General features: G+C 63.8%; 24 protein-coding genes. 6 read left to right on the top strand and 18 right to left on the bottom strand.

What is annotated here, in order from left to right; translation table 11 throughout:
* Positions 1 to 25: 25 nt before the first annotated feature.
* Entirely contained in the window at positions 26 to 679 is a 654-nt protein-coding gene (gene nfsB / locus OCX61_RS16860) for an oxygen-insensitive NAD(P)H nitroreductase (RefSeq protein WP_261940537.1), read from the top strand.
* A 311-nt stretch (positions 680 to 990) separates the two neighbouring features.
* Here the strand turns inward: nfsB and OCX61_RS16855 are convergent, their stop codons facing one another.
* Both OCX61_RS16855 and OCX61_RS16850 read right to left on the bottom strand, forming a co-directional pair.
* The gene (locus tag OCX61_RS16855; RefSeq protein WP_261940536.1) at positions 991 to 2145 is read right to left on the bottom strand and encodes a cysteine desulfurase family protein; all 1155 of its coding nucleotides are present in this window, start codon (positions 2143 to 2145) and stop codon (positions 991 to 993) included.
* A 195-nt stretch (positions 2146 to 2340) separates the two neighbouring features.
* Positions 2341 to 3267: a LysR family transcriptional regulator gene (locus OCX61_RS16850; protein ID WP_261940535.1), complete on the bottom strand. Its 927-nt coding sequence runs from the start codon at positions 3265 to 3267 to the stop codon at positions 2341 to 2343.
* Between the two features lie 138 nt (positions 3268 to 3405).
* Between OCX61_RS16850 and OCX61_RS16845 the strand changes: the two genes are divergently transcribed.
* A complete protein-coding gene (locus OCX61_RS16845) occupies positions 3406 to 4635 on the top strand; it encodes an acyl-CoA dehydrogenase (RefSeq protein ID WP_261940534.1) in 1230 nt (409 codons plus the stop codon).
* Positions 4636 to 4705: 70 nt separating this feature from the next.
* Here the strand turns inward: OCX61_RS16845 and OCX61_RS16840 are convergent, their stop codons facing one another.
* The 8 genes from OCX61_RS16840 to ribBA all read right to left on the bottom strand — a co-directional run bounded on the left by OCX61_RS16840 (position 4706) and on the right by ribBA (position 14312).
* Positions 4706 to 6058, bottom strand: coding sequence for an SPFH domain-containing protein (locus OCX61_RS16840; RefSeq protein WP_261940533.1), 1353 nt, complete (start codon positions 6056 to 6058; stop codon positions 4706 to 4708).
* A gap of 235 nt (positions 6059 to 6293) precedes the next feature.
* Positions 6294 to 7358, bottom strand: a complete 1065-nt coding sequence (locus tag OCX61_RS16835) for a TerC family protein (RefSeq protein ID WP_261940532.1) — start codon at positions 7356 to 7358, stop codon at positions 6294 to 6296.
* 159 nt (positions 7359 to 7517) lie between these two features.
* On the bottom strand, positions 7518 to 8825 hold the full coding sequence (locus OCX61_RS16830) for a substrate-binding domain-containing protein (RefSeq protein ID WP_261940531.1): 1308 nt from the start codon (positions 8823 to 8825) through the stop codon (positions 7518 to 7520).
* A gap of 89 nt (positions 8826 to 8914) precedes the next feature.
* On the bottom strand, positions 8915 to 10063 hold the full coding sequence (locus OCX61_RS16825; RefSeq protein WP_261940530.1) for an ABC transporter ATP-binding protein: 1149 nt from the start codon (positions 10061 to 10063) through the stop codon (positions 8915 to 8917).
* A 19-nt stretch (positions 10064 to 10082) separates the two neighbouring features.
* A complete protein-coding gene (locus OCX61_RS16820; protein ID WP_027919924.1) occupies positions 10083 to 10892 on the bottom strand; it encodes an ABC transporter permease in 810 nt (269 codons plus the stop codon).
* A gap of 6 nt (positions 10893 to 10898) precedes the next feature.
* Positions 10899 to 11816, bottom strand: a complete 918-nt coding sequence (locus OCX61_RS16815) for an ABC transporter permease (protein WP_261940529.1) — start codon at positions 11814 to 11816, stop codon at positions 10899 to 10901.
* Positions 11813 to 12838, bottom strand: a complete 1026-nt coding sequence (locus tag OCX61_RS16810; protein WP_261940528.1) for an ABC transporter substrate-binding protein — start codon at positions 12836 to 12838, stop codon at positions 11813 to 11815. The genes OCX61_RS16815 and OCX61_RS16810 overlap by 4 nt, the downstream gene beginning before the upstream one ends.
* A gap of 352 nt (positions 12839 to 13190) precedes the next feature.
* Positions 13191 to 14312 (bottom strand): bifunctional 3,4-dihydroxy-2-butanone-4-phosphate synthase/GTP cyclohydrolase II, encoded by a 1122-nt coding sequence (gene ribBA / locus OCX61_RS16805; RefSeq protein ID WP_085674163.1) that lies wholly within the window; start codon positions 14310 to 14312, stop codon positions 13191 to 13193.
* Between the two features lie 78 nt (positions 14313 to 14390).
* Between ribBA and OCX61_RS16800 the strand changes: the two genes are divergently transcribed.
* Positions 14391 to 14684, top strand: coding sequence for a DUF1330 domain-containing protein (locus OCX61_RS16800; protein WP_261940527.1), 294 nt, complete (start codon positions 14391 to 14393; stop codon positions 14682 to 14684).
* Between the two features lie 114 nt (positions 14685 to 14798).
* On the opposite strand, the gene OCX61_RS16795 is transcribed toward OCX61_RS16800, so the two are convergent.
* On the bottom strand, positions 14799 to 15521 hold the full coding sequence (locus OCX61_RS16795) for a pirin family protein (protein ID WP_261940526.1): 723 nt from the start codon (positions 15519 to 15521) through the stop codon (positions 14799 to 14801).
* 251 nt (positions 15522 to 15772) lie between these two features.
* Between OCX61_RS16795 and OCX61_RS16790 the strand changes: the two genes are divergently transcribed.
* Together OCX61_RS16790 and OCX61_RS16785 are read left to right on the top strand one after the other, a co-directional pair.
* Positions 15773 to 16831, top strand: a complete 1059-nt coding sequence (locus OCX61_RS16790) for a polymorphic toxin type 44 domain-containing protein (protein WP_261940525.1) — start codon at positions 15773 to 15775, stop codon at positions 16829 to 16831.
* Positions 16812 to 17204, top strand: a complete 393-nt coding sequence (locus OCX61_RS16785) for a hypothetical protein (RefSeq protein ID WP_261940524.1) — start codon at positions 16812 to 16814, stop codon at positions 17202 to 17204. Before OCX61_RS16790 ends, OCX61_RS16785 begins: the two co-directional genes overlap by 20 nt.
* Before the next feature lie 40 nt (positions 17205 to 17244).
* On the opposite strand, the gene OCX61_RS16780 is transcribed toward OCX61_RS16785, so the two are convergent.
* Positions 17245 to 18264, bottom strand: a complete 1020-nt coding sequence (locus OCX61_RS16780; protein ID WP_261940523.1) for an alpha/beta hydrolase — start codon at positions 18262 to 18264, stop codon at positions 17245 to 17247.
* Positions 18265 to 18410: 146 nt separating this feature from the next.
* Here OCX61_RS16780 and OCX61_RS16775 point away from each other — a divergent pair, with 146 nt between their 5' ends.
* Positions 18411 to 19295: a LysR family transcriptional regulator gene (locus tag OCX61_RS16775; protein ID WP_261940522.1), complete on the top strand. Its 885-nt coding sequence runs from the start codon at positions 18411 to 18413 to the stop codon at positions 19293 to 19295.
* A 126-nt stretch (positions 19296 to 19421) separates the two neighbouring features.
* Here OCX61_RS16775 and OCX61_RS16770 read toward each other — a convergent pair whose 3' ends face one another.
* The 6 genes from OCX61_RS16770 to purU are packed head-to-tail and all read right to left on the bottom strand — an operon-like array spanning position 19422 to position 26246.
* Entirely contained in the window at positions 19422 to 20027 is a 606-nt protein-coding gene (locus tag OCX61_RS16770; RefSeq protein ID WP_261940521.1) for an aminomethyltransferase family protein, read from the bottom strand.
* Between the two features lie 3 nt (positions 20028 to 20030).
* Complete coding sequence (locus tag OCX61_RS16765) at positions 20031 to 22934, bottom strand: 2Fe-2S iron-sulfur cluster-binding protein (RefSeq protein ID WP_261940520.1); 2904 nt, start codon at positions 22932 to 22934, stop codon at positions 20031 to 20033.
* A complete protein-coding gene (locus tag OCX61_RS16760; RefSeq protein WP_261940519.1) occupies positions 22931 to 23236 on the bottom strand; it encodes a sarcosine oxidase subunit delta in 306 nt (101 codons plus the stop codon). Before OCX61_RS16760 ends, OCX61_RS16765 begins: the two co-directional genes overlap by 4 nt.
* Before the next feature lie 12 nt (positions 23237 to 23248).
* Positions 23249 to 24490 carry an FAD-dependent oxidoreductase gene (locus tag OCX61_RS16755; protein WP_261940518.1) on the bottom strand — a complete coding sequence of 414 codons (1242 nt, stop codon included), beginning with the start codon at positions 24488 to 24490 and terminating at the stop codon, positions 23249 to 23251.
* Positions 24472 to 25383 carry a bifunctional methylenetetrahydrofolate dehydrogenase/methenyltetrahydrofolate cyclohydrolase FolD gene (gene folD / locus OCX61_RS16750; protein WP_261940517.1) on the bottom strand — a complete coding sequence of 304 codons (912 nt, stop codon included), beginning with the start codon at positions 25381 to 25383 and terminating at the stop codon, positions 24472 to 24474. The genes OCX61_RS16755 and folD overlap by 19 nt, the downstream gene beginning before the upstream one ends.
* Positions 25380 to 26246 carry a formyltetrahydrofolate deformylase gene (purU, locus tag OCX61_RS16745; RefSeq protein WP_261940516.1) on the bottom strand — a complete coding sequence of 289 codons (867 nt, stop codon included), beginning with the start codon at positions 26244 to 26246 and terminating at the stop codon, positions 25380 to 25382. The genes folD and purU overlap by 4 nt, the downstream gene beginning before the upstream one ends.
* Positions 26247 to 26315: the final 69 nt, after the last annotated feature.

Genomic DNA, 26315 nt, shown 5'->3' with positions numbered 1-26315 from the left:
GCGACAAAATCACTGGAGTTGCAGCATGGATACCGTCTCCCTGGCCAAGCGCCGTTACACCACCAAAGCCTACGATGCCGCCCGCAAGATCCCTCAGGCCACGGTCGATGCCTTGCTTGAGCAGTTGCGCCACAGCCCGTCTTCGGTCAACTCGCAGCCCTGGCATTTCATCGTCGCCGACAGCGCCGAAGGCAAGGCCCGCCTGGCCAAAGCCACCGATGGCCGTTTTGCCTACAACTCGCCAAAAATTCTCGATGCATCGCACGTGATCGTGTTCTGCACGCGCACCGAGATGACCGAGGCGCACCTGAATGCGGTACTCGACCAGGAACAGGCCGATGGCCGCTTCCGCGACGAGCAGGCGCGTGCAGCGCAGAACCAGAGCCGTCGCGGTTATGTGGACCTGCATCGTTTCGATCAGAAGGACCTGCAGCACTGGATGGAGAAACAGACCTACCTGGCCTTGGGTACCGCATTGCTGGGTGCCGCGGCGCACGGTCTGGATGCCACGCCGATCGAAGGTTTCGACAGCAAGGTACTGGATGCCGAACTGGGGTTGCGTGAGCAGGGCTACAGCAGTGTGGTGGTGTTGAGCCTGGGGTATCGCAGCGAGGCGGACTTCAATGCCGGGCTGAACAAGTCGCGTCTGCCGGCTTCGACGGTGTTTACCTTCCTCTGAGAGGGCAGTGGGGCCTGGGGTGGTTGCCGTGGGCCTTGCAGCGCCTGTGAGATCGAGCGCCGCCCGCGCGGCGCATCGCGAGCTGCGCTCGCTCCTACGTTTGTTTCGGGCCAGTTTATCCTGTGGGATATGTGCGCGGACGCCTTGGCGCATGACTCGCTATCGTGTCGTACCAACAAGGCGGCCGCGCGCGCCTGTCACAGGCGTAACTGGCCAAAAACAAACGTAGGAGCGAGCGCAGCTCGCGATGCGCCGCGCGGGCGGCGCTCGACCTCACAGGCGCTGAAGATGTTGTGGCAGGCACCTGGCCCTTACCAGGGTGACGCCGAAGCCGCAGTCAAAGCCCGCCCGAACACCGCGATCGCCGTGTCCACCTCGGCCTCGCTGGTAAACCGCCCGATACTCATGCGCACACTCTTGCGCGCCCGCACCTCATCCAGCCCCAGCGCCAACAGCACATGCGAAGCCGCGTTACTCGCCGAGTTGCATGCCGAGGTGGTCGATAGTGCCAGTTCACTGGCCAAGGCCATGCTGTTGAACCCGTTAGCCTCGATGCACAGGTTCAAAGTGTGAGGAATGCGCTGCATGGCGCAGCCATTGAGGCTGACGCCAGGCAATGCCAGCAACCCCTCACGCAAGCGCTTGGCCAATTGCTCGATACGCTGGTGCTCGCTGTCACCCGGCTCACCGGCCAAGGCGAAGGCGCTGCCCATGCCAACGATCTGATGCGTCGGCAAGGTACCCGAGCGCAGCCCTTGCTCATGCCCGCCACCGTGGATCTGCGCCCGCATCAGCTCACGGGCGCGAGGCCCGACATACAGCGCGCCGATGCCTTTTGGCCCATACACCTTGTGCGCCGAGAACGACATCAGGTCCACCGCCATCGCCTGCAGGTCGATCGCCAGCTTGCCGACCGCCTGGGCCGCATCCACATGCAGCAAGGCGCCATGGGCGCGGACCCGTTCGCCGATGGCGGCAAAATCGGTAACGGTGCCTAATTCATTGTTCACGGCCATCAGCGACACCAGGCGGGTATCGGCGCGCAGGGCCGCCTGCACAGCGTAGGGCTGGATCAGGCCGCTGGCGTCCGGCGCCAGAAGGGTGATGGCCCAGCCCTGGCGCTCCAGTTCATTGACAGTGTCGAGCACGGCCTTGTGCTCGAGCTGGCTGGTGATCAGGTGGCCCGGCTGGATCATGCCCTGAGCGATGCCCTTGAGCGCCAGGTTGTTGGACTCGGTGGCGCCGGATGTCCAGACGATATCGTCGGCTCGGGCGCCGACCCGCTCGGCCACTTGCCGACGAGCCTGCTCGACCACTTCGCGTGCGGCCTGGCCGTAGGCATGGCCACTGGACGCGGGGTTGCCGAAGTTCACTTGGCGACCTAGACAAGTGAGCATGGTTTCGATGACCCGGTCATCGACCGGAGTGGTGGCAGCGTAGTCGAAATAGAGAGGGGCGCTAGGCATGGGGCGGGTCCGTGCAATGTTGCCGTGGTGTCGGCAATCGTTGCAGCAAGCGTACGCGCTAGAGTGAAAATGAATTTATCCTTTATGCTGCCTGATTGCAGTTTTTGGAGAATATTTTTCTCTATTGATAGATCAAGATGGAATAGATTTTTCGCCTTGTGGGCACGCAACGAGCCCACACAGCTTCGCGTGGGCTCAGGCAGTCTCCATCGCACGCTCCTCTTCAGCCACCACACGCTCGCACAATTCGATGATCTGTTCGCGCATCCAGCGGTTGGCCGGGTCCTGATCGGTGCTTTCGTGCCAGTACAGGTGTGTTTCCAGCGGCGGCACCTCCACCGGCAGCGGCTGGAAACGCAGCTGGTGACGGCGGGCGAAGCGCTCGGGCACGGTCATGGCCATGTCGGTCTGCTGCAGTACCTGCGACGCCATCAGGTAATGCTGAGAGCGCAGCGCGACCTTGCGTTGCACGCCCATCTTGCCCAGTGCCAGGTCGACATAACCCAGGCCGTTGCGGCGGCTGGAGATATGGATGTGAGTCATGCCCAGGTAGTTGTCGAGGGTCAGCTTGGCATCCGCCAGCGGGTGGCCCTGGCGCAGGGCGCAGACGTAGCGGTCTTGCATCAGTTTGACATGGCGCACTTGCGGGTCGGTGTTCAGCGGCGCGTCGACGGCGAAGTCCAGGCGCCCGGCGGCGAGTTCCTTGGTGGTTTCGCGGCGCTTGCACAGGAAGCTTTCGATCAGCACCGCCGGGGCCAGGCGCCGCAGGCGCTGGAACAGCGGCGGCAGGATCACCGCCTCGGTGAGGTCGGTCATGCTGATGCGGAAGGTCTTGTTGGCCTGCTGCGGGTTGAAGATGCGGCTTTCCTGCACCGAGGTGCGCAGCAGTGCCAGGGCATTGCGCACCGGACCGATGATGTTCTGGGCCATGGGTGTGGGCACCATGCCCTGGGCGGTACGTACGAACAGCGGGTCGTTGAAGGTTTCGCGCAGCCGCGACAGGGCATTGGACACCGCCGGCTGGGTGATGCCGACGATCTGCCCGGCGCGGGTCAGGTTGGCTTCGGTGTAGATCGCGTCGAAGACGATGAACAGGTTGAGGTCGACCTTGCTGAGGTTCATGGCGCCGCTCTTTGTTGGAATTATTGGCCGATCATATATCGGTTATGAATGTTTATACACGCGAAAAATAGACTAGGTAGATCGAGGCCGGCTGCTCTAGGCTCTGCCCATGTACTTCGAACCGTGAAGGTAGCCCCGATGGATTTCGCCTATTCGCCCAAGGTCCAGGCACTGCGTGAACGCGTCAGTGCCTTCATGGATGCTTATGTCTATCCCGCTGAGGCGGTGTTCGAGCGCCAGGTCGCCGAGGGTGACCGCTGGCAACCCACCGCGATCATGGAAGAGCTCAAGGCCAAGGCCCGGGCCGAGGGCTTGTGGAACCTGTTCCTGCCGGAGTCGGAATACGGCGCCGGCCTGAGCAACCTCGAATACGCGCCACTGGCCGAGATCATGGGCCGTTCGTTGTTGGGCCCGGAGCCGTTCAACTGCTCGGCGCCGGACACCGGCAACATGGAAGTGCTGGTGCGCTACGGCAGCGAAGCACAGAAGCGCCAGTGGCTGGAGCCGCTGCTGCGCGGCGAGATCCGTTCGGCATTTGCCATGACCGAACCGGACGTGGCGTCTTCGGACGCCACCAACATGGCTGCCACTGCCGTGCGTGACGGTGACGCGTGGGTGATCAACGGCCGCAAGTGGTGGACTTCCGGCGCCTGCGATCCACGCTGCAAGGTGATGATCTTCATGGGCCTGTCGAATCCCGACGGTCCACGCCATCAGCAGCACTCGATGGTGCTGGTACCGACCGATGCACCGGGGGTGAAGATCGTCCGGCCATTGCCGGTGTTCGGTTACGACGATGCGCCGCACGGCCATGCCGAAGTGCTGTTCGAGAATGTGCGGGTGCCATATGAGAACGTGATCCTCGGGGAGGGGCGTGGTTTCGAGATCGCCCAGGGCCGCCTGGGCCCGGGCCGCATTCACCATTGCATGCGTTCGGTCGGCATGGCCGAGCGGGCACTGGAACTGATGTGCAAGCGCTCGGTCGAGCGCACGGCCTTCGGCCGGCCATTGGCGCGCCTGGGCGGCAATGTCGACAAGATCGCCGACTCGCGCATGGAGATCGACATGGCGCGCCTGTTGACGCTCAAGGCGGCCTACATGATGGACACCGTCGGCAACAAGGTCGCGCGCAGCGAGATCGCGCAGATCAAGGTCGTGGCGCCGAACGTGGCGTTGAAGGTGATCGACCGGGCGATCCAGATGCACGGCGGGGCCGGGGTGAGTGGTGATTTCCCGCTGGCCTACATGTATGCCATGCAACGTACACTGCGCCTGGCTGATGGGCCGGATGAGGTGCATCGGGCGGCGATCGGCAAGTACGAGATCGGCAAGTATGTGCCGGTGGAGATGCTGCGCGGCGGAAGGTGATGCAAGCCTGCTCGGGCCTCTTCGCGGGTTAAACGGGGCGTCGAACCGCCGCGAAGAGGCCGGTACGGACTCATTGGGTTTTGAGGTCAACCACCAGATCCTTGGCCGCCTTCGTGGCCAGTACCGTCATCAACTTGCTCATTTCATCCTGACGCCCCACGCCAGTGTCTGAACCACCCATCATCACGCTTGGCACGGGCGCCCGTGCTGCTGCTTCGGCCCAGACGCGGTTGATCTGTACCAGCGCGTCCAGCTTGGTCTGCAAGGCCCCGTCCGCCTTGAGCGAGGCCTCGCGGGCATGCGCCTCGGCGTCGGCGGTGATCCGGGTGGCTTCGGCGGTGACCCGGGCCTTGTCGCGCAGCAGCTCGGCGGTCTGCATGTCGATCTCGGCGCGGCGCTTTTCCCGTTCGGCGTTGATCAGGGTGAGCTGCTTTTCGGTCTCGGCTGCGGTGGTGCGCTCGATCTGCTGGCGCAGGCTTTCCTGGCGCTTGGCTTCGACATCCTTGGCACCACGGGCGGACACCAGCTGCTTCTCTTCTTCTTCCTTGAGCCGGTTCTGCCGCGCCACCGCCAGTTCCGCCAGTGCCTGTTGTACCCGCACCATGCGCTGCTGGTATTGGGGGTTCGGGTCGATATGGGTTACCCGGGCATCGGCTACCTCGACACCGAACAGGCGGAATTGCTGCTGTTTGCGTAACTCCTGGCCGTCCTTGTCGAGCTTTTTCTCGATGACGAAACGGGTCGCGCTGTTGTCGCCGAAACTGCCTTGCTCGGTGCCGGACTGCAGGATCGCTGTTTGCGCGGGATAGTTGTCGCGCTGCACGCGGATTTCCTTGCGGCTGGTCAGGTAAAGCCCGTTGCGCAATTGATTTTCGAACTCAGCACCAAAGTGGCTGCGATTGCCGGCGTAGTAGTCGTCTGCGCTCATCAACGAGGCCGTGGCCTGCAAGGTTTCCTTGACGGCTGGCAGCAAGGCACGCTGCAGGAAGTTGTCCGGCGTGCGGTACTCCTGGGCGATTTTCAGGAAGGCCTCGCCCGAGGGCAGGCGGAATTGGGTACTGAACTCGGCCTTGGCGTCGACGTTGCCGAGGAACACGATGGGCAGGTTCTCGATGGCTACCGCGGGGTGCCCGCTGCGGTTGTCGTCCTGGCTGTCCACCTGCAACGCCGACTGTACCCCGATGGTGCGCCGCCAGGCGGTACTGCGGCCGAACCACTTTGTGGCGTAGCCCACTTCCTCGACCACCTTTTCCTCGCCGAAGATCGTGCGCACGTGGGTCATCTGGCCTGCTTCGTTGTAGAACATCACCGCATTGAACAGGACGGCCAGGACGCCTCCGGTAATCACCGGTATGGCAACTGTGGCAATGAGTTTGCGACTTACGCGTAATTGGGTGAGGTCAGGTATCGGAAGTTTTTGCATGGGGCACTCCTTCAGGGGGAGTGTGCATGCTGGCTAAGTCTGGAATCGATGGACAGTCAGGGAAGCCAACTGATGCTGTAGGAACTTTCCATCAGCCTGATGCAGAAAATTCTTCAGGGCTGGTTGAAAGAACATTCACTCTCACATCGCGATGTCAGCCATCACAAGTAATCCCTGTCTGGAACAGATGAGTCCGGGGCAGCGGGAGACTCTGTGAGTAAGAAATGATTGCAACTCAGACCCGCATCTGCGGGTCTTCCTCTTTCTTCACCGCCTTGTCGTTCCCGGGCGCTGCCTGCTCAAGCTCGGTGCTGGCCAGCGTGGTCTGCTCCCCCCGCGTCTTGATCAACGAAACCACCACCCCACCGAGCAATAACCCGAACGTCACCCCCAACGACAGCAATGCCGGCACCTTGCCCACCATGCCGTGGTAGAAGATCTTGCAGCCGATGAAGATCAGCACCAGCGCCAGCGCGTACTTGAGGTAGACGAACCGGTGCATCAGTGCCGACAGGGCAAAGTACAGCGAGCGCAGACCGAGGATGGCGAAGATGTTCGAGGTGTAGACGATGAACGGGTCCTGGGTGATGGCGAAGATGGCCGGTACGCTGTCGACGGCGAACACCAGGTCGGCCAGCTCGATCAGCACCAGTGCCAGGAACAGCGGTGTGGCATAACGCAGGGCCTTGCTGGCACCAGGTGGCGTCAGGCGTACGAAGAAGTGCGAGCCGTGGATCTGATCGGTTACACGCATGTGCCTGCGGACGAATTTCAAGATCGGGTTGTTGGCCAGGTCGGGGTGGCTGTCTTCCCTCGACAGGGCCATCTTCACCCCGGTGAACAGAAGGAACGCGCCGAACAGGTAGAGCACCCAGGCGAAGTTCTGCACCAGCGCCGCCCCCACGCCAATCATGATCGCACGCAGGAACACCACCCCGAGAATGCCCCAGAACAGTACCCGGTGCTGATAGCGGCGGGGGATGGCGAAAAAGCCGAAGATCATCGCCATGACGAACACGTTGTCCATCGACAGCGACTGTTCCACCAGGAAACCGGTGTAGAACTCCAGTGCGGACTGCGCGCCCAGTTCATGCCAGACCCACAGGCCAAACAGCACGCCGACGCTGAAATAGCCCGAGTACAGCAGCAGGCTCTCGCGCATTTCGATCTCGCGGTCCTGGCGGTGCAGCACGCCCAGGTCCAGCACCAGCAAACCGATGACGATGGCCATGAATACCAGCCACAACCAGGTGCTGGTGCCAAGAAACGGGGTGGTGAGGAATGTCTGTAGAGCTGCCATGAGCCCCTCCTTGATAGTCGACGTTGCCATGTGAAGATCGCAACAGTGATCCGACATCACGGCTTGGCAGCCGTCAGAGGGGCCCGGTATCACGTGAGCTTGAGCCTAGACCCGTTTGCCGGTGATGCCGAGTGTTGAGCTGTTACATTTCTTTGCTTTTCAGTAGACCCAGACTTCCACCCGTCGGTTACGCAAGCGGCCTTGTTCGCTGTCATTGCCGGCGATGGGCAATTCATCGCCCATGCCGGTCACCTCCAGCACCTCGACGCCACCGCGTGCCAGTTCGCGGCGTACGGCCTGGGCGCGCAGGCGCGACAGCAGGGCTGCACGGCCAGGCGTTTCCTTGGGGTCGCCAAAACCCACCAGCACCGCCTTGCTTTGCAGCTTGCCGGCCTGGCGCAGGTATTCGGTGACTCGCTGCACATCGCGCAGGGCCTTGTTGTCGAGGCTGGCGCTACCTTCCTGGAAGCGGAAGTTGACACTCAAGCGTTGCGCCTGCTGGGCCAGGCTGCGGTAGCGCGGTGGCATGTCGGCCTGCGTCGGTACCGGTTGTGCGCTGACCTGCTGCGAGACGAAGCCCTGTGCGGCAACGATGGCCTGGCCGGCCGGGCTCTGGGCGAAGTCCGCCAGCGCCCGGGCCTGGGGCTTGGCATTGGCGGGCAGATAGAAGTACAACCGCCGTGACAGCGGGTAGTCTTCACTGGCCACAAGCTGGCGGTCCGGCAACAGGGCTGGCGCATCGCCTTCGGCCACCGCCAGCACCTTGGCCCTGTGCACGGCCGCCAGGCTGCTGAAACCGATGGCCTGGCGATCGCTACCGACCCGTTCGGCCAGTGCTTCGCTGGACTCGAAGCGCTGCGTCTGGCTCGCCAGCTCGCCATGCTGTGGTTCCAGCACCAGCGCCTTGAAGGTCTCATAGGTCCCGGAGCGGTCATCCCGCGCATACAGGTGGATGGCGCCGCCCGCCACGCCAAGTTGCTCCCAGCGCTGGATCTGCCCGGAGAAGATCTGCGCCAGCTGCTGAGTGGTCAGCTGTGGCAACGGGTTGTCGGGGTGGACGATGACGGCCACGCCATCCAGGCCGATGACCTGCTCGGCGCTGGCCGAGCGCAGGTCACCCAGCGCCTTGAGCTGGCGCACCTCGGCGTCGCTGATGGGGCGTGAGGCCGCAGCCAGGTCGGCATTGCCATGGCCCAGTGCGGCGAAACCGGTGCTGGAGCCATGCGCGGCGATGTCGATGCGCAGCGCTTGGCCCTGGGCATCGCGTGCGTTGATTACGGTTTCGTTCGCAACTGCGCCAGGTGACTGTCGTACATCAGTCGCCCTTTGCGCCCACAGTTGCCCCTGCACCAGCGCCGGCAACAGAGCCGCGCCAATGGTGTTGGACCCTTGCACACGCAGGTGGCCCGTCTCGGCCAGGGTTGTCAGCGGGAGCAGGGGAAGCAGCAGGAGCAGCAGGCGGAACATGCCGGGCGACCTTGTGGCATAGCGTTGCCCGGCAGATTACGACGCGGGGGTGACCGAAATGTTACAGCCAAGCCACCCACGCACCGGCCTCAATGCGCCCCAGCCGACTTGCTCAGGTCACTCTCCGCCCACTCGGTATAGATGCAGGCATCCGCGACCGCCCAGCGCACTTTTACCGAATCCCCCGGCTGCATCGGCATGCCGGCGGCCGACAGTGCCTTTACCGTCAACTCGGTACCGCCGGCGGTCACCACATGGCAAGTCTGGCTCTCGCCCAGGAACAGCACCTCACCGACCTTCGCACTGACCTCGTTCCAGCCCGCCGGCAACGGCTCGCGCGCGGCCTGTTCGGCCGTCAGGGCCAGTGCCTTTTCCGGCCGCACCATGATCAGTGCATCCTGCTGGGGAGTGAGGCCTGGGGTCAGGCGGATTGCCACCGGCTGGCCCTCGAAACTGCCCGCACCATTGCTGTTGGCCTTGATCCGCAGGAAGTTCGAGTTGCCCAGGAACGACGCGACAAACGCATTCGGCGGGTTCTGGTAAAGGTCGTAACCGGTACCCAGGCCAACGATCTTGCCATGGCTGAAGATGGCGATGCGCTGGGACAGGCGCATGGCTTCTTCCTGGTCATGGGTCACGTAGACGATGGTGATGCCCAGCCGGCGGTGCAGCTGGCGCAACTCGTCCTGCAGGTCTTCACGCAGCTTCTTGTCCAGCGCACCGAGCGGTTCATCCATCAGCAGGATGCGTGGTTCGTACACCAGCGCTCGGGCGATCGCCACGCGCTGCTGCTGGCCACCGGACATCTGCGACGGCTTGCGGTGGGCGAATTTTTCCAGCTGCACCAGCTTGAGCATGGCGTCGACGCGTTTGGTGGTCTCGGTCGCGCTGAGCTTGCGGATGGCCAGCGGGAAGCCGATGTTGTCACGCACGTTCAGGTGCGGGAACAGCGAGTAACGCTGGAACACCATGCCGATGTCGCGCTTGTGCGGCGGCACGTTCACCAGCGACTGGCCGTCGACCAGGATCTCGCCGCTGCTCGGCGTTTCGAAGCCGGCCAGCATCGACAGCGTGGTGGACTTGCCCGAGCCGCTGGAACCGAGGAAGGTCAGGAACTCGCCGTCCTGGATCTCCAGGTCGAGGTTGTCCACGGCGGTGAAGTCGCCGTAGTGCTTGTTCAGGCCACGCAGGCTGACCAGGGTCTTGCCGTGCGCGTTGTCTTTGATGACTGCACTCATTGTTGTTTTCTCCGCACGCTCAGGCGTTGACTTCGGTGCGCCGGCGCAAGGCGGCGGCAATGAACATGACAAGCAGCGACAGGCCGATCAGCAGGGTCGAGGCCACGGCGATCACCGGGCTCAGGTCCTGGCGCAGGGTGGTCCACATCTTCACCGGCAGGGTCTGCAGGTCGGGGCTGGCCATCATCACGCTCAGCACCACTTCATCCCACGACACCAGGAAGGCGAACAGACCGCCGGCGATCATGCCCGGGCGAATGGCCGGGAAGGTCACCTTGAAGATCGCCTGCAGTCGCGAGGCGCCGCAGATCACCGCGGCATCCTCGATCGACTGGTCGAACAGCTTCAGCGAGTTGATGATCGAGATGATGGTGAAGGGCAGGGCGACGATCACATGGCTGACCACGAAGGCGAACAGCGTGCCGGTGTAGCCCAGCTTGAGGAACAGCGCGTACACCGCCACGGCGATGATCACCAGTGGCACGATCATCGGCATGGTGAACAGCCCGTAGAGCATTTCGCGGCCAGGGAAGCGGCCACGCACCAGGGCGAAGGCGGTGGGCAGGCCGAGCAGCACGGCAGCGATAGTGGTCAGCACGGCGACCTTGAGGCTGGCCAGGGCGGCGTCCATCCACTCCGGGTTGGAGAAGAACTGGCCATACCACTTGAAGGTCCAGCCCGGCGGCGGGAACACCAGCCATTGGGATGAACCGAACGACAGCAGCACGATGAACACCACCGGCAGCAGCAGGAAGGCCGCGATGACCCCGGTGGTCAGGTACAGGCCCGTACGCAGCGGGCGGCCCATGGCATTGGGAGACAGGAGCATGGCGGTTTACCTCGCGTTGCCAACCGGGGATTCCGGCTGCAGCTTCAGGTACAGGTAGAAGAGCACCAGGGTGATCACCACCAGCAGTGCGGCGGCGGCGCTGGCCAGGCCCCAGTTGAGGAACGACTGCACCTGCTGGATGATGAATTCAGGCAGCATCATGTTCTGCGCACCGCCGAGCAGGGCTGGGGTGACGTAGTAACCGAGCGACATCACGAACACCATCAGCGCCCCGGAGAACAACCCCGAGCGGCACAGCGGCAGGAACACCTTCCAGAAGTTGGTCCACGGGCTGGCGCCGCAGATCGAGCCGGCCTGCAGCACCATCGGGTCGATGGCGTGCATGGTCGCCTGCAGTGGCAGCACGATGAACGGGATCATGATGTAGCTCATGCCGATCACCACGCCGGTGAGGTTGTGCACCATTTCCAGCGGGGTATCGATGATACCCATGGCCATCAACGCCTTGTTGATCACCCCCGAGCTCTGCAGCAACACCAGCCACGAGTAGGTACGCGCCAGCAGGCTGGTCCACATCGACAGCAGCACGATGTTCAGCAGCCAGCGGCCCCAGCCCTTGGGCACCAGGGTGATTGCCCAGGCCAGCGGGAAGCCCAGCAACACGCTGATCAGGGTGACCACGCCGGCTACCGAGAAGGTATTGAACAGCACCCGTGCATAGGCCGAGTTGGCGAACAGCTGCTCGTAGTTGCCCAGCCCTGGCGTTGGTTCCAGCACCCCGCGCAGCAACAGGCCGACCAGGGGGGCGAAGAAGAACAGACCGAGAAACAGCAGGGCCGGCAGCAGGTTGCGGCTGCCTTTCCAGCGCTGGCTCAGGCTGATGCGGCGCGGGGCCGTTCCCGGGGCGCCGGCGCCCGTGGGGGCACCTTGCGCGTTATGCAGGGCGTTGATGGCGACTTTCATTTGACCAACCACTCATTCCAGCGGGCTGCGATGGCCTGGCCGTTCTTCGCCCAGTAGGCGAAGTCCAGGGTGACCTGGTCCTGGGCATAGGCGGTCGGCAGGTTCGGGGCGAGGTCTTTGTCGAGCTTGGCGACGCTGTCGAGGTTCACCGGGGCGTAGGCGGTCTTGTTGGCGAACGCGGCCTGGCCTTCGGCGCTGCTGGCATTGGCCAGGAACTTCATGGCCGCGTCCTTGTTCTTCGAGCCTTTCGGGATGACCAGGAAGTCGGCCATGACCAGGTTCTGCTTCCAGCTCACGCCCACCGGAGCACCGTCTTGCTGCAGGGCATAGACGCGGCCGTTCCAGAACTGGCCGAGGGAGGCTTCACCGGAGGCCAGCAGCTGCTGCGACTGGGCGCCACCGCCCCACCAGACGATGTCCTTCTTGATGGTGTCGAGTTTCTTGAAGGCGCGGTCAAGGTCCAGCGGGTAGAGGTCCTTGGGTGCTACGCCGTCGGCCAGCAGAGCCAGTTCCAGCACCCCGGGGCTGGGCCATTTGTACAGGGCGCGTTTGCCAGGATAGGTCTTGGTGTCGAACAGCGCGGTCCAGTCGGCGGGCTTGTTGGCACCGAGCTTGCCTTCGTTGTAGCCGAGTACGAAGGAGAAGAAGAACGAGCCGACGCCGTGGTCGGAAACGAAGCGTGGGTCGATCTTGTCGCGCTTGATCTGGGTGAAATCGAGGGGTTCGAGCAGGCCTTCGCTGGCGGCACGCAGGGCAAAGTCGGCTTCGACGTCGACCACGTCCCACTGCACGTTGCCGCTCTCGACCATGGCCTTGAGCTTGCCGTAGTCGGTGGGGCCGTCCTGGACGACCTTGATGTCGGTGGATTTGGTGAAGGGTACTGCCCACGCTTCTTTCTGGGCGTCCTGGGTGGTACCGCCCCAGCTGACGAAATTCAGGCTGTCAGCAGCCTGGGCGGCCTGACATGCCAGGGTCAGCAGGCTGGCGGACAGCACTGCGGTTACACGTTTGCTCAACAGCATGGTTACGCCCTCGTTGCTTTTGTTATTCGAGGCGGGGCTTCTGGTGCGCCCGCCAACAGTGTTCGGGGAGCAGCTAAAACAAAGTGTCTTGTGGCCGTTTGTAATTGTAGGTGCCGGCCTGCAGATTTAAGGTCTACGGGATATCATATTATGGTATTCCAAACTTTTGGCAAGAGGTATGAGGCGACCGGCCATCACTCCGCGTCAGGTTTGGTCAGATTGCTTTGTCCAGGATCAGAAAGCCTGCGCGGTCCCTGTGGGAGCGGGCTTGCCCGCGAACACGGGCGGAGCCCGTGCCATGCCCCGCGGTAGCTGCTTCGCGGGCAAGCCCGCTCCCACAGGGGGCCGTGTTTCAACCCAGCAGGCCAGGCTCGAACGGAATGCTTTGCACCACTTCCAGTTCATACCCAGCCAACCCGGCATATTTCAGCGGTGGGCCGAGGTGACGCAGCTTGCCGACGCCGAGGTCTTGCAGAATCTGCGCCCCGGTACCGACCTCCGAATACACCTTCGACTGCCCGCGCTGATAAGGCCGAACGGGTTGGGTCAGCTGCGGCACGCGCTCAAGCAACGCCTGGGAAGATTCATGGTTGGCCAGGATCACCACCACCCCGCAACCTTCCTCTGCCACTTTCTGCAACGCCGCCCACAATGTCCAGTTGGCGGGGCCGGCGTATTCGGCGCCGACCAGGTCGCGTAGCGGGTCGATCACGTGCACCCGCACCAAAGTCGGTTGCTCCCGGCGGATGTCGCCCATGACCATGGCCATGTGCACGCCGCCTTCGATGCGGTCCTCGTAGGTCACCAGGCGGAACGTGCCATGCACGGTCGGCAGTTCGCGCTCGCCGATGCGTTTGATGGTCTGCTCGGTGCTCAGGCGGTAGTGGATCAGGTCGGCGATGGTGCCGATCTTGATGCCATGCTGCGCGGCGAACACTTCCAGGTCGGGGCGCCGGGCCATGGTGCCGTCATCGTTGAGCACTTCGACGATCACCGAGGCTGGGGTAAAACCGGCCAGGCGGGCCAGGTCGCAACCGGCTTCGGTGTGCCCGGCGCGGGTCAGCACGCCGCCTTCGCGGGCGCGCAGGGGGAAGATGTGGCCCGGCTGCACCAGGTCTTCTGGGCGAGCATTGGGTGCCATGGCGGCGGCTACGGTGCGTGCCCGGTCGGCGGCGGAGATGCCGGTGGTAACGCCGCTGGCGGCTTCGATCGACACGGTGAAGGCCGTGCTGAACACGCTGCCGTTGGCCGGTACCATCTGCTCCAGGCCCAGGCGCTGGCAGTGTTCGTCGGTCAGGGTCAGGCAGATCAGGCCGCGCGCTTGGCGGGCCATGAAGTTGATGGCCTGGGCGTCACAGCGCTCGGCGGCGATCAGCAGGTCGCCTTCGTTTTCCCGGTCCTCGTCGTCCACCAGCAGGACCATCTTGCCTTGCCGGTAGTCCTCGAGGAGTTCCTCGATGGTGTTGAAAGCCATGTTGCACGCTCACTGTGGTGGGGTGATTTTTATGGTATACCATCATACACAAATACTGCCAAAACAGGAGAGCAGCGGATGAAGGCCTATTGGATCGCCCACGTCGACGTCACCGACCCCGAGCAATATCAGCAGTACACCCAACGTGCTCCCGCTGCCTTCAAGGCATTCGGCGGCCGCTTCCTGGCCCGCGGCGGGCGCAGCGAGGCGATGGAGGGGCGGCCCACTCCACAGCGTAGCGTGGTGATCGAGTTCGATTCGTATGAGCAGGCGGTGGCGTGCTACCGGTCGGCGCTGTATCAGGAGGCGTGCAGCCATCGCCAAGGGGCGGCAAAGGCTGAGGTGATCATCGTTGAAGGGTTCGAGCCTTGAGTGAAGGCTGATGGCCCTTTCGCGGGTAAACCCGCTCCCACAGGTGCTGCACAGTCTTCAGAATGTGTGCGTTACCTGTGGGAGCGGGCTTGCCCGCGAAGAGGCCGATCCTGCTTACGGCATGCCAGGCAACTCATGGGGCCGCAGGTCGAACACCAGCACCTCGGCATCCACGCCATTACCCAGCTCCAGCAGTTGTTCCTGACGTACACGCACGCCGTCCCCTTCATGCAGCACCTGGCCATTGAGCTCGATGCTGCCGCGCGCCACATGCACATAGGCATGGCGGTTCTCCGGCAAGGCCAGCGTCGCGCGTTCCGCCCCATCGAACAGGCCTGCATACACCCGCGCGTTCTGCCGCACCTGCAATGACCCCTCGGCGCCATCCGGCGAGATGACCAGGCGCAATTTGCCGCGCTTGTCTTCGGCACTGAAGTGCTGCTGCTGATAACGCGGCGTCGCGCCTTTCACATTGGGCACGATCCATATCTGCAGGAAGTGCACCGGCTGCGCCTGGCTGTGGTTGAACTCGCTGTGCGCCACGCCGTGGCCGGCGCTCATCAGCTGCACATCACCCGGGCGAATCACCGAGCCGGTGCCCAGGGTGTCCTTGTGCTCCAGCGCACCTTCGAGCACGTAGGAGAAGATTTCCATGTCGCGGTGCGGGTGCTCGCCAAAGCCTTTGCCAGGGATGACACGGTCATCGTTGATCACCAGCAGGTCAGAGAATCCCTGCTCGTCGGGATTGCGGTAATGGCCGAACGAGAAGGTGTGGAAGGATTTCAGCCAGCCATGGTAGGCCAGGCCGCGGTCTTGGGCGTTACGGACGGTGAGCATGCTGATTCTCCTTGAAAGGCCGGGGCCGGGAGGGCTGTCGGGCGGTTGATGGGAGAAGCTTACTGTCAGCCTGATCGCGTAAAAATAGAGTCTGGCGAGTTTAACTGTCTCCTTTTTGCTGACGGTTGTAGGACGGATCTGACAGCTATTTTTCCTTCTGCCGTAGGTTACGTCTTGATTGTGTCAGGTGCCGTTTGGAGGGGCTTTCAGGCTGCTAGCTTCCGAGGCTTCCACCCTCAGGAGATGAGCCCATGCGATCTGTGATCATTGACGGTAAAAGCCAGGCTGTAGATGGAGACATGACCACCACGGGTGCGATTTGCCTCGCGACCGGCGCCGGTTACCTCTGTGAAGGGCGCATGGTGCTGCGCTGTGGTGATCCGACCACAGCGTGCCCGCTGTGTGGCGAGGAAGGGACCGTTGTCGAAGGCAATGCGGGCTTCATTTCGGATGGCCAACCTGTAGCGGTGGACGGTTCGTTGGTGGCGTGTGGTTGCCCGAGCGGCAGCAATCGGGTTGTGGCGATGGGAGTACCGGGAGCGGCGGCTGGTCCTTACCTGTCTATGCAGCAGTCTAGCCAGACGAACACAGGTAAAGGAACCTTCATTTCCCCTCTCGTGCCAACAGAAGTTAAGTCGGGGCCGGCAAGTTGCGACCATCCTGACGAGATGGAGCCGGTTGCCAGTTACATTGCGGGTGAAATGAATCGCAACATCACACATCGCTCCGTACTCAAAATGAAGAAACTCACCAGCCTTGACGGGACCGAGGAACATGAAAAGTTTCAAAAACTCCCTTGGTATGCACGCCTGACACCTCCTGATTTCAAAGCTATGGAGCTAGGTAATATCGCTGCTGCGATGGCGCTCTGGGCTGAGCGGGTTGGCCAAAACAGACCATGGGATCACAAGGCGATTATTGCTCAACAGTTCGGCGGGGTCTGGCACAAGCAAGGTGAAGTCGACTACTTCTACGACATCTGGTCGAACATCCACTACGGCTATGTAGGACGGGCGGGTGGTCTGTCAGAAAGTGTTCTTCTGGATGGTGCTGGGCTTGAGCAGATTGCATCAGACTCTATTCGGAAAGTTCAAAAGTGGGCTAAACGCAAGGGCCCCCATCGCTCTGCTGATATAGAAGGGCTGCGGGCCTGGGATGACATAGGTGATCGTGTCGCTATCAGCATTGGCATCAAACTGCACAAGCTGCACCCAAATGGTGGGATCACGGCAAAGATACTCATGGCCGAAGTGTTAGCATTGCCACGCTCAAGCTGGGGAGGTGCCATAGTTGATCACGCCTGCAAATAAACCGAAACGGCATATCTGGCGCTGGGTAGTGGTGATAATGCTTACGCCTATCATCTTTTGGTATGTCGCCACACCTCAGGTGAGTTTTCATTTTTCTGACAAAGGCCAGGGGCGTCTTGGCTATATCTTGAATGTCCAGCACGACATATCAAAAGGTGAGATCTACCCAGGTGAAGCCACCGGCGGTGCCGGCCACATTTTCCCGAACGACCAATTTTTCATGGAGTTGTATTGGAGCAACCGTGGGAGATCACACTGCATCCGGGTCAAACCCAGATGGCCAAGTATCGATATCTACATAGGAGCGGATGGGGCCATCGATAGCCGCACCGATGGCAGATTTATCGAAGTCTGTGGGCCATTTCCGCAGTAAAAGCAAAAGACCCGCCTTGGCGGGTCTTTTGCTCATTGATTCACTGCAGATGCACTTTAAGTTCGGTCCCCGCCTGCCTCATCGCCGCCTTCACCGCCGGCACCTGGCTCAGCGGGTTGAGCAGGCCATAGTCATGGATCATGCCGTTGTAGCGCACCGAGGTCACCGTCACGCCCGCCGCATTCAGCTTGCGTGCATATGCCTCACCCTCATCGCGCAGCACATCGAACTCGGCCGTCTGCACCAGTGCCGGCGGCAGGCCCTTGAGCTGCTCGCTGCTGGCGCGCAGCGGCGAGGCGTAGATCTCTGCCCGTGCCTTGGCATCAGTGGTGTAGTTGTCCCAGAACCACTTCATCATCCCGGTGGTGAGGAAGTGCCCTTCGGCAAACTGCTTGTACGACGCCGTCTCGAAGCTGGCATCGGTCACCGGCCACAGCAGCAGCTGGAAGCGCAGCGCCGGGGTGCCGGCCTCTTTGGCCTTGAGCGCGACCACCGCCGCCATGTTGCCGCCGACGCTGTTGCCGGCCACGGCCAGGCGCTTGCCGTCGACACCGATTTCCTTGCCGTGCGTGGCCACCCACTGGGTCGCGGCGTAGGCCTGGTTGATCGCCGTCGGGTAATGCGATTCTGGCGAAGGGGTGTAGTCCACATAGACCGCCACCGCACCGGAGCCGACCACCAGGTCGCGGATCAGTCGCTGGTGGGTCGGGAAGTCGCCGAGCACCCAGCCGCCGCCATGGAAGAACATGAACACGGGCAGCTCACCTTTGACATTGGCCGGGCGCACCACCTGCAGCTTGATCGACTGGCCGTTGGCCTGGATCGTGTGTTGCTTGACCTCGATACCGGACAAGTCGACCTTCACCGAAGCCTGGGCACCGGTCAGCACGGCGCGGGCGTCTTTCGGGCTGAGCTGTTCGAGCGGCTTGCCGCCCCCTTGCTCAAGCGCTTCGAGGAAGGCCTGGGTGTGCTGCTCGACGCCTGGGCTGCCAGCGGCGAAAGCGCTTGACACGGACAGGGCGAGAAGGGAGGCGGTGAGGGTCTTGTGGACAATGTTCATGAGCGAATCCTTTTCTGTTCAAGTGTTGGTAATGGGCGTCTTGCCTGGCCTTCAGGGCCATCGCTGCGACCTGTGCGTAGATTAAGAAGATGCACTCGCGGGAAAAAGCCGCTATAAAGCGTTTGACTGTCACCAAGAGCGAGACAATGAACCCCTACGAAGACATGCGCATCTTTGCCCAGGTCATGGAAGCCGGCAGTTTCACCGCCGCCGCCGACCGCCTGGGCATGTCCAAGCAATCGGTCAGCCGCCGCCTGATGCAGCTCGAAGAGCGTCTCGGCGTGCGTCTGCTCAACCGTTCCACCCGGCGCCTGGACGCCACCCCGCTGGGCCAGCACTACTACCAGTCGGCGCTGCGCCTGCTGGGCGAGGTGCAACAGGTGGAGCACGACATCAGCGGCCAGGCCCAGGCTCTGCGTGGAACCTTGCGCCTGAGTGCGCCGCTGTCGTTTGCCATGGCGCACCTGGGCTGCCTGCTGACCGAGTTTCTGCAGTTGCATCCGCAGGTGGATGTCGAGGTGGACCTCAGCGATCGCCCGGTGGACCTGATCGGCGAGGGGTATGACCTGGCGCTGCGCATTGGCGCACTGGAGGACTCTAGCCTGATTGCCCGGCGCATTGCCGATGTCGAACGGGTGTACTGCGCAAGCCCGGCGTACCTCGACGCACGTGGCGTGCCGGCCAAGCCTGAGGAACTGGCCGAGCATGATTGCCTGCCCTATGGGCACTCGCGGCAGGTGCAGTGGCAGTTCCGCCAGGGCGGCAAGGCGCAGGCGATTCAGGTGACCGGGCGGATGCGGGCGAACAACGGCGAGTTGCTCAGGGATGCGGCGATTGCCGGGATGGGTGTGACCTATTTGCCGACCTTCATTGTCGGGCAGGCGCTGGCGGACGGGCGGCTGGTGACGGTGCTGGATGAATGGGTGCCGCCGGCGTTGCAGTTGTCGGCGGTGTATCCACAGCACCGGCAGGTGGCGCGGCCGGTGCAGGGCTTCGTGAGCTTCCTGCGTGAGCGGTTGGTACACCTCTGATACCGAGTTGGCTTCTTCGCGGGACAAGGCGGATCGCCGCACCGCCGCTCCCACAGGATCATCACAAGATTCGGATCCGTGGTGATCCTGTGGGAGCGGGCTTGCCCGCGAAGAGGCTGGTGCAGACTAAAGCATCAGTTCATCCACCCCGACCCACCCGCCATCGAACTCATCCATGGCATCCAGCACCGCCGCCTGGAAATACGCCAGCGACGCCCGGTCGAACAGCAATTGCAGTGCTGGCAGTTCATCGCTCCCGACATTCACCACGATCACATTGATCCGCGCCGCCGACGTTTGCGCCACGGCACCGACCGCAAAGGCCTGCGGACGCAGGTCGACCCCGCACAACTTGGCCATCACCGCACTGCAATGCTCCCCCGACAACTGCAACCAGGCATGGCTGTCCTGACGCGGCAGCAGGTAGTTGCGCCGGGCATCCTGCACCCACGCCTGCTCTTCGGTGGCCACCCGCGCGCCCTGGTCGGTGAAGCTGCCCAGCAACAGATACTCGCTGGCTGACAGGCGCGCCACCCAGCTGCCATCATCCTGGCGCACGGCCTGGTTGGGCAACGCCGGCAAACGGTAGCCACGTTCTTCCAGGTAGGCCGCACTGTCCCCCCCGCGAAACCCGACCCGCGCCAGTTCGGTGAGGTCGGTCAACGCGCAAGTGTGCAACAGCTCGGCCCGCGGGCTGCGTGGAATGAAGGCTTCAGCTTTCAGGCTGGTCATGGTTCAGAGCTCCTGGCGCAGGTTGTCGGGGTCATGGAAGGGCAGTTGCACCACCTTGGCATTGACCATCACGCCGCCTTCCACGCGGATCGGGATGTGCATGCCCGGCGTCGCCTGGTGGGCGCCGGCGTAGGCCAGGCCGATGATCTGCCCCAAGGTCTGCGAGTACTCGCAGGAGGTGACGTTGCCGCTGATGTCCGGGCCGTCCAGCACCAGGTGGCCTTCCAGCGGTTGCGGGCTGCCCTTGGGCAGGGTGAAACCGACCAGCTTGCGTTTGAGCGGCTGCGCTTCAAGGATCTCGATCGAGCGCTTGCCGACGAAGAACGGCTTCTTGCGGCCGATCGCCCATTGCATGTCGATCTCCGCCGGGTGGGTCATGCCGTCGGTGTCCTGGCTGATGATCACGTGGCCTTTTTCCAGGCGCAGCAGGCGCTGGGTCTCGACGCCGAACGGGCGGATGCCCAGCCCGGCACCGGCCTGCATCAGGGCGTCCCACAGGCGTTCGCCGTGGCGCGCCGGCACGTGCACTTCATAACCCAGTTCGCCGACGAAACCGACCCGCAGGATCCGCGCCGGGATACCCGCCACCGTGCCCAGGCGCACACCCAGGTAGGGGAAGGCTTCAGCCGACAGGTCAAGGTCGTCACAGACCTTGGCCAGCACTTGGCGCGACAGCGGCCCGGCCAGGTTGACGGCGCCCAGGGCGGCAGTCACGTTGGTGATGTCCACGTCCAGCCGCCATTGCGCGTTCCACTTGAGCATCTGCTGGTAGATACGGTCCACGCCGCTGGTGGTGGCGGTGACGTAGAAGTGCTGCTCGGCCAGGCGCGCGCAGACGCCGTCGTCGATCACCACGCCGTGATCGTTGGTCATCAGCGCATAGCGGGTGCGGCCGATGGCCAGCTTGGCAAAACCGAAGGTGTACAGGCGCTCCAGCAGTTCGGCGGCGTCGGGACCGCGCACGTCCAGGCCGCCGAGGGTGGAAACGTCGATCAGGCCGACCTTCTCGCGCACATGGCGGGCCTCCTCCTGCATGCAGCGCTCACGCTCTTGCGGCTTGCCGTAATAAGCCGGGCGCTGCCAGATGCCGGCGGGCATCATTTTTGCGCCGGCTTGCAGGTGGCGGCGGTGCATCGGCGTCTGCCGGTACGGGTCGAACCCACGGCCGGCGACATGCGCCAGCTTCTCCGCCTGGAACGGCGGGCGGGCGGTGGTCACGCCGGTTTCGCTGATGCTGCGGCCGGTAGCCTGGGCTACCAGGCGCGCGGTGGGCAGCGCCGAGTGGCGGCCCTGGGACGGGCCCATGCCGACGGTGGAGAAGCGCTTGACCAGCTGCACGTCGCGGTAGCCGCTGCGGGTGGCATTGACGATATCGCGCACCTGCAGGTCCTCGTCGAAGTCGACGAAATCCTTGCCCTTGGGGTGCGGGAAGATTGGCCAGGGGAAGTTGACTTTGGCCTCGGCAACGTAGGCCGATGGCGTTGCTGCTTGCAGGCCAAGGGCCGTGAGTGCAGCAGCGGCGCCGCGGCTGGCGTCGGTGAGCACGTTGTCCAGGTGGTGGCGGCCGTTCACCGAGCCTGCGATATCCAGCCCGGCCGGCAGGTGGCTGATGGCGAACTCGTCGCGGTTGACGTCATAGGCCAGCTTGCCGCCGGCCTGGCACAGCAGTTGATACACCGGCATGTAGCCGGCGGACATGCACAGCAGGTCGCAGGCCACACGCAGGCCGTGCTCGGCAACTTTACCCTGGCCGGTGATCGGGCGAATGTCTGCGCCCGTGACATGGCGCATGCCCGCCTCGTGCAGGGCTTCGTACACGGTACTGCCCAGGTGCAGGGGAATGTCGCGGCGCTTCAGCTCGCTGGCCAGCGCGGCATCGGCAGGCGCGGCGCGCATGTCGACCAGGGCGGCGACGGCCACGCCTTGCTCCTGCAGGTCGAGCGCGGCCAGGTAGCCGTCATCGTGGCCGGTGAGGATCACCGCACGCTGCCCTGGCTTTACGGCGTAGAGCTTCATCAGGCGTTGCGCGGCACTGGTCAGCATCACGCCGGGCAGGTCGTTGTTGCGGAACACCACGGGCTGGTCGAACGAGCCGGCTGCCACCAGGCAGCGGATGGCGCGCACCTTGTACAGGCGCTTGTGCTGGATTACCGGCAGGTAGTTGTCGGTGAACCAGCCGTTGCAGGTGGCTTCGCAGAGCACCTGGATGTTCGGGTGCCCCTCGACGGCGGCCAACAGCTCCTGTCGCAGGCTGGCGGCACGGGTGCCGGCGATGTCGAAGCGGGCGTAGGTCAGCGAGCCGCCGAGCACCGGCTGCTGCTCGATCAGCAACACCTTGGCCCCGCCATTGGCCGCGTCCAGCGCGGCGCGCAGGCCGGCCGGGCCGGCACCGATGACCGCTACATCGACAAACAGATAGGCCTTGTCGTAGTACTGCGGCTTGAAGCCGAGGTCGAGCACGCCGAGGCCGGCCTTCTTGCGGATCAGCGGCTCCCAGACCTTCCACATGCCCTTGGGCTTGTAGAACGAGCGGTAGTAGAAGCCCACCGGCATGAAGCGCGAGAACTTGCCCAGGTAGGCGTCGCGGTCGTGCTCCAGGCTGCCGTTGAAGTTCTGCCCGGTGACCACCAGGCCGTCACGGGCGGCTTCCATGTCGGCCAGCACGTTGGGCTCTTCGGGTAGCTGCACCAGGGTGTTGGCGTCTTGCCCGGCCATGCTCAGCGGGCCGCGCGGGCGGTGGTACTTGAACGAGCGCGACAGCAGCCAACGGCCGTTGCCGAGCAGGGCGCTGGCGAGGGTGTCACCGGCAAAGCCCGGGCAGGCCTGGCCGTCGAATTCGAAACGCAGGGGCCGCTCGCGGTCGATCAGCAGGCCCATGGGCGCGGGAAGGCGAGTGAGACTGTTCATCCGGCGATCTCCGGGGTGGCGGCGGGGGCGAAGTCGACGCGGCGGCCGAACAGTTCTTTCGGGTCGAAGGTGCGCAGCACCTGGTCGCTGACGGTGTGGCGCTCGGCCAGGAACCAGTAGCTCGAGGGGTTGTGCAGCCACCACTCGATTACCACGCCAGCCAGGTTGTCGCTGTTGAACACGTAGTCGGCCCACTCGGCGTCACTGCAGCTGGCCGGGTCGGGCATGTGCTTGAACTCGCCGCCGTAGGTGAACTCGCTGATGTTGCGCGGGCCGTTCAAGGGGCAGGTCAGGATCTTCATCGTCGGGTGCTCCTAGTGGCTGGCCGCGGTGGCGCCCATTTCGTTGACTTGCTGGAAGCGGCTGAAGCGCTCCAGGGCGAACGGCGCGATCATTTCCGGCACCTTGCCGCCGCTGGCGACCAGCTCGGCCATGGTCTTGCCGCAGATCGGCGTCGACTTGAAGCCCCAGGTACCCCAGCCGGCATCCAGGTAATAGTTCTCGACCGGCGACAGTCCCATGATCGGGCTGTAGTCCGGGGTCATGTCGGTCATCCCGGCCCACTGGCGCATGAGCTTGGCGTTGGCCATGAACGGGAACATTTCGATGGCATGGGCCAGCAGGCTTTCCTTGAGGTCGAGGGTGGAGCGGGTGTTGTACAGCGGGTACGGGTCGGAGCCACCGCCGAAGACGATCTCGCCACGGCTGGTCTGCTGCACGTAGCAGTGCAGTGCCGAGGAGCTCACCAGCGGGTCGAGGAACGGCTTGAAAGGCTGGGTGACCATGGCCTGCAGCGGGTAGGTGTGGATCGGCGCACGGATGCCTGCCTTGGCCATCAGCAGCGAACTGGCCCCGGCCACCGCCTGCACCACGCAACCGCACTGCACGGTGCCGCGGTTGGTCTTGACCGCTTCGATACGGCCATTGCGGATCAGCAGGTCCTGCACTTCGGTCAGCTGGTGGATCTGCACGCCGCGCTTGGCAGCCTGCTTGGCGTAGCCCCAGGCCACCGCGTCGTGGCGCGCGGTGGCGCCATCGATGTGCCAGAGGCCGGCAAGCACCGGCAAGTGACCAGGGTCCAGGTTCAGGCTCGGCACCAGTTCGCGGATCTGCTGGCGGTCGATCATCTCGGTGCGCCCGCCGAAGTGCTTGTTGACCTCGGCGCGCTGGCGGAAGGCGCGCACGGTGGCGTCGGTGTGCGCCAGGGTCAGCTGGCCACGCTCGGAATACATGATGTTGAAGTCGAACTCGTTGGACAGGTTCTGGAACATCCGCACCGATTCCGCGTAGAAGCGCACGCCCTCGGACGTCAGGTAGTTGGAGCGGATCACTGCGGTGTTGCGCGCCGTGTTGCCGCCGCCCAGGTAGGCCTTTTCCAGCACCGCAACGTTGTTCACGCCGTGGTACTTGGCCAGGTAATAGGCGATGGCCAGGCCGTGGCCGCCGCCGCCGATGATTACCACGTCATAGCGTGGCTTGAGTTCGCACGATGGCGGCAGGTCGACCTCCACCGGGTAGTCGGCACTCAGGCCGTATTTCAGCAGGGCGAAAGGCATGCGGTGCGCTCCTGGTGGGCGGCCTGTTGCTGCAGGTCGAGGGCGAGCAGGGTGTTTTTCATCAGGTAGGCGATGGTCATCGGGCCGACGCCGCCGGGCACCGGGGTGATGGCGGCGACCTGGGGCAGCGCGGCGGCGAAATCGACGTCACCGACCAGGCGGCTGTGGCCACCTTCATCGATGCGGTTGATGCCCACGTCGATCACCACCGCGCCGGGCTTGAGCCAGTCGGCCCCGATCAAGCGCGGCTTGCCGACCGCCGCGACGACGATATCGGCCTGGCGGCACAGCGCCGGCAGGTCGCGGCTGCGCGAGTGCACCACCGTCACCGTGCAGTCGGCCTGCAACAGCAACGCGGCCATGGGTTTGCCGACGATGTTCGAGCGGCCGACCACCACGGCATGTTTGCCGCACAGCTCGCCGCAGGCATCGCGCAGCAGACGCATGCAGCCGCTCGGGGTGCACGGGGTGAGCACGTCGCGGCCTTGGGCCAGGCCGCCGACGTTGGCGCTGTGAAAGCCGTCGACGTCCTTCAGCGGGTCGATGGCCTGGAGAATGCAGTGTTCGTCAACGTGCTTGGGCAGCGGCAGTTGCACGAGAATGCCGTTGACCTCGCTGTCACGGTTGAGCCGGTCGATCAAGGTCAGCAGTTGCGCCTGGGTGGTGTCGACCGGCAGGCGATGTTCCAGCGAACGGATGCCCACTTCCTCGGCGCGCAGCACCTTGTTGCGCACATACACCTGGCTGGCCGCGTCGGCGCCGACCAATACCACGGCCAGGCCCGGCCGCACGCCGCCCTGGCGCAAGGTCTGCACCTGCTCGCGGACCTCGGCCAGCACCCGCGCCGCAGTGGCCTTGCCGTCGATCAGCTTGAGGCTGGGGATGGCGTTCATTTGAAGATCACCGTGCGGTCGTGGTTGAGGAACACCCGGTGCTCGAGGTGGTACTTGACCGCGCGGGACAGGGCGATGGTCTCGGTGTCGCGGCCGATCGCCACCAGGTCGTCGGGGGCGTAGGCGTGGTCCACGCGCTGCACTTCCTGTTCGATGATCGGGCCTTCGTCGAGGTCGCTGGTGACGTAGTGGGCGGTGGCGCCGATCAGCTTGACCCCGCGCTGGTAGGCCTGGTGATAAGGCTTGGCACCCTTGAAACCGGGCAGGAACGAGTGGTGGATGTTGATGGCCCGGCCCGACAGCTGGCGGCACAGGTCATCGGAGAGGATCTGCATGTAGCGCGCCAGCACCACCAGTTCGGTGCCGGTGTCCTCGACGATGCGCATCAGCGCGGCTTCCTGTTCGGCCTTGGTCTCCCTGGTCACCGGCAGGTAGACGAAGCGGATGCCCTGGCGCTCGGCCATCGGCCGCAGGTCGAGGTGGTTGGAAACCACGGCGGTGATCTGCATGTCCAGTTCGCCCTTGGCGTGGCGATAGAGCAGGTCGGCCAGACAGTGGTCGAACTTGCTGACCATCAGCAATACGCGCAGCGGTCTTGCGCTGCTGTGCAGGCTCCAGTCCATGTCGAAACGCTGGGCCACGTCGGCGAAGCCCGCTTCCAGCTGCGGGGTGTCGCCGCTGACGCCGGTGTTGTAGCGGAACACCGCGCGCATGAAGAAGCGGCCATTGTCCTCGTCGTCGAACTGCGCCATCTCGCTGATGTAGCAACCGTGCTCGGCCAGGTAGGTGGTCACCGCGGCGACGATGCCGGACACGGCCGGGCAGCTGACGCGCAGGATGAAGTGATCGGGAGCGGGGTGCATGTCGGATAGGCCTCGTGATGGAGTGGGGCAGGTCGGGCACAAGGGCAAAAAGAGGCTTCGCGGCGGGCG

This window comes from Pseudomonas sp. LRP2-20 (assembly GCF_024349685.1).
Lineage (GTDB): Bacteria > Pseudomonadota > Gammaproteobacteria > Pseudomonadales > Pseudomonadaceae > Aquipseudomonas.
The sequence above is the reverse complement of the archived record's forward strand: the minus strand, read 5'-3'. Positions and strand labels throughout refer to the sequence as shown.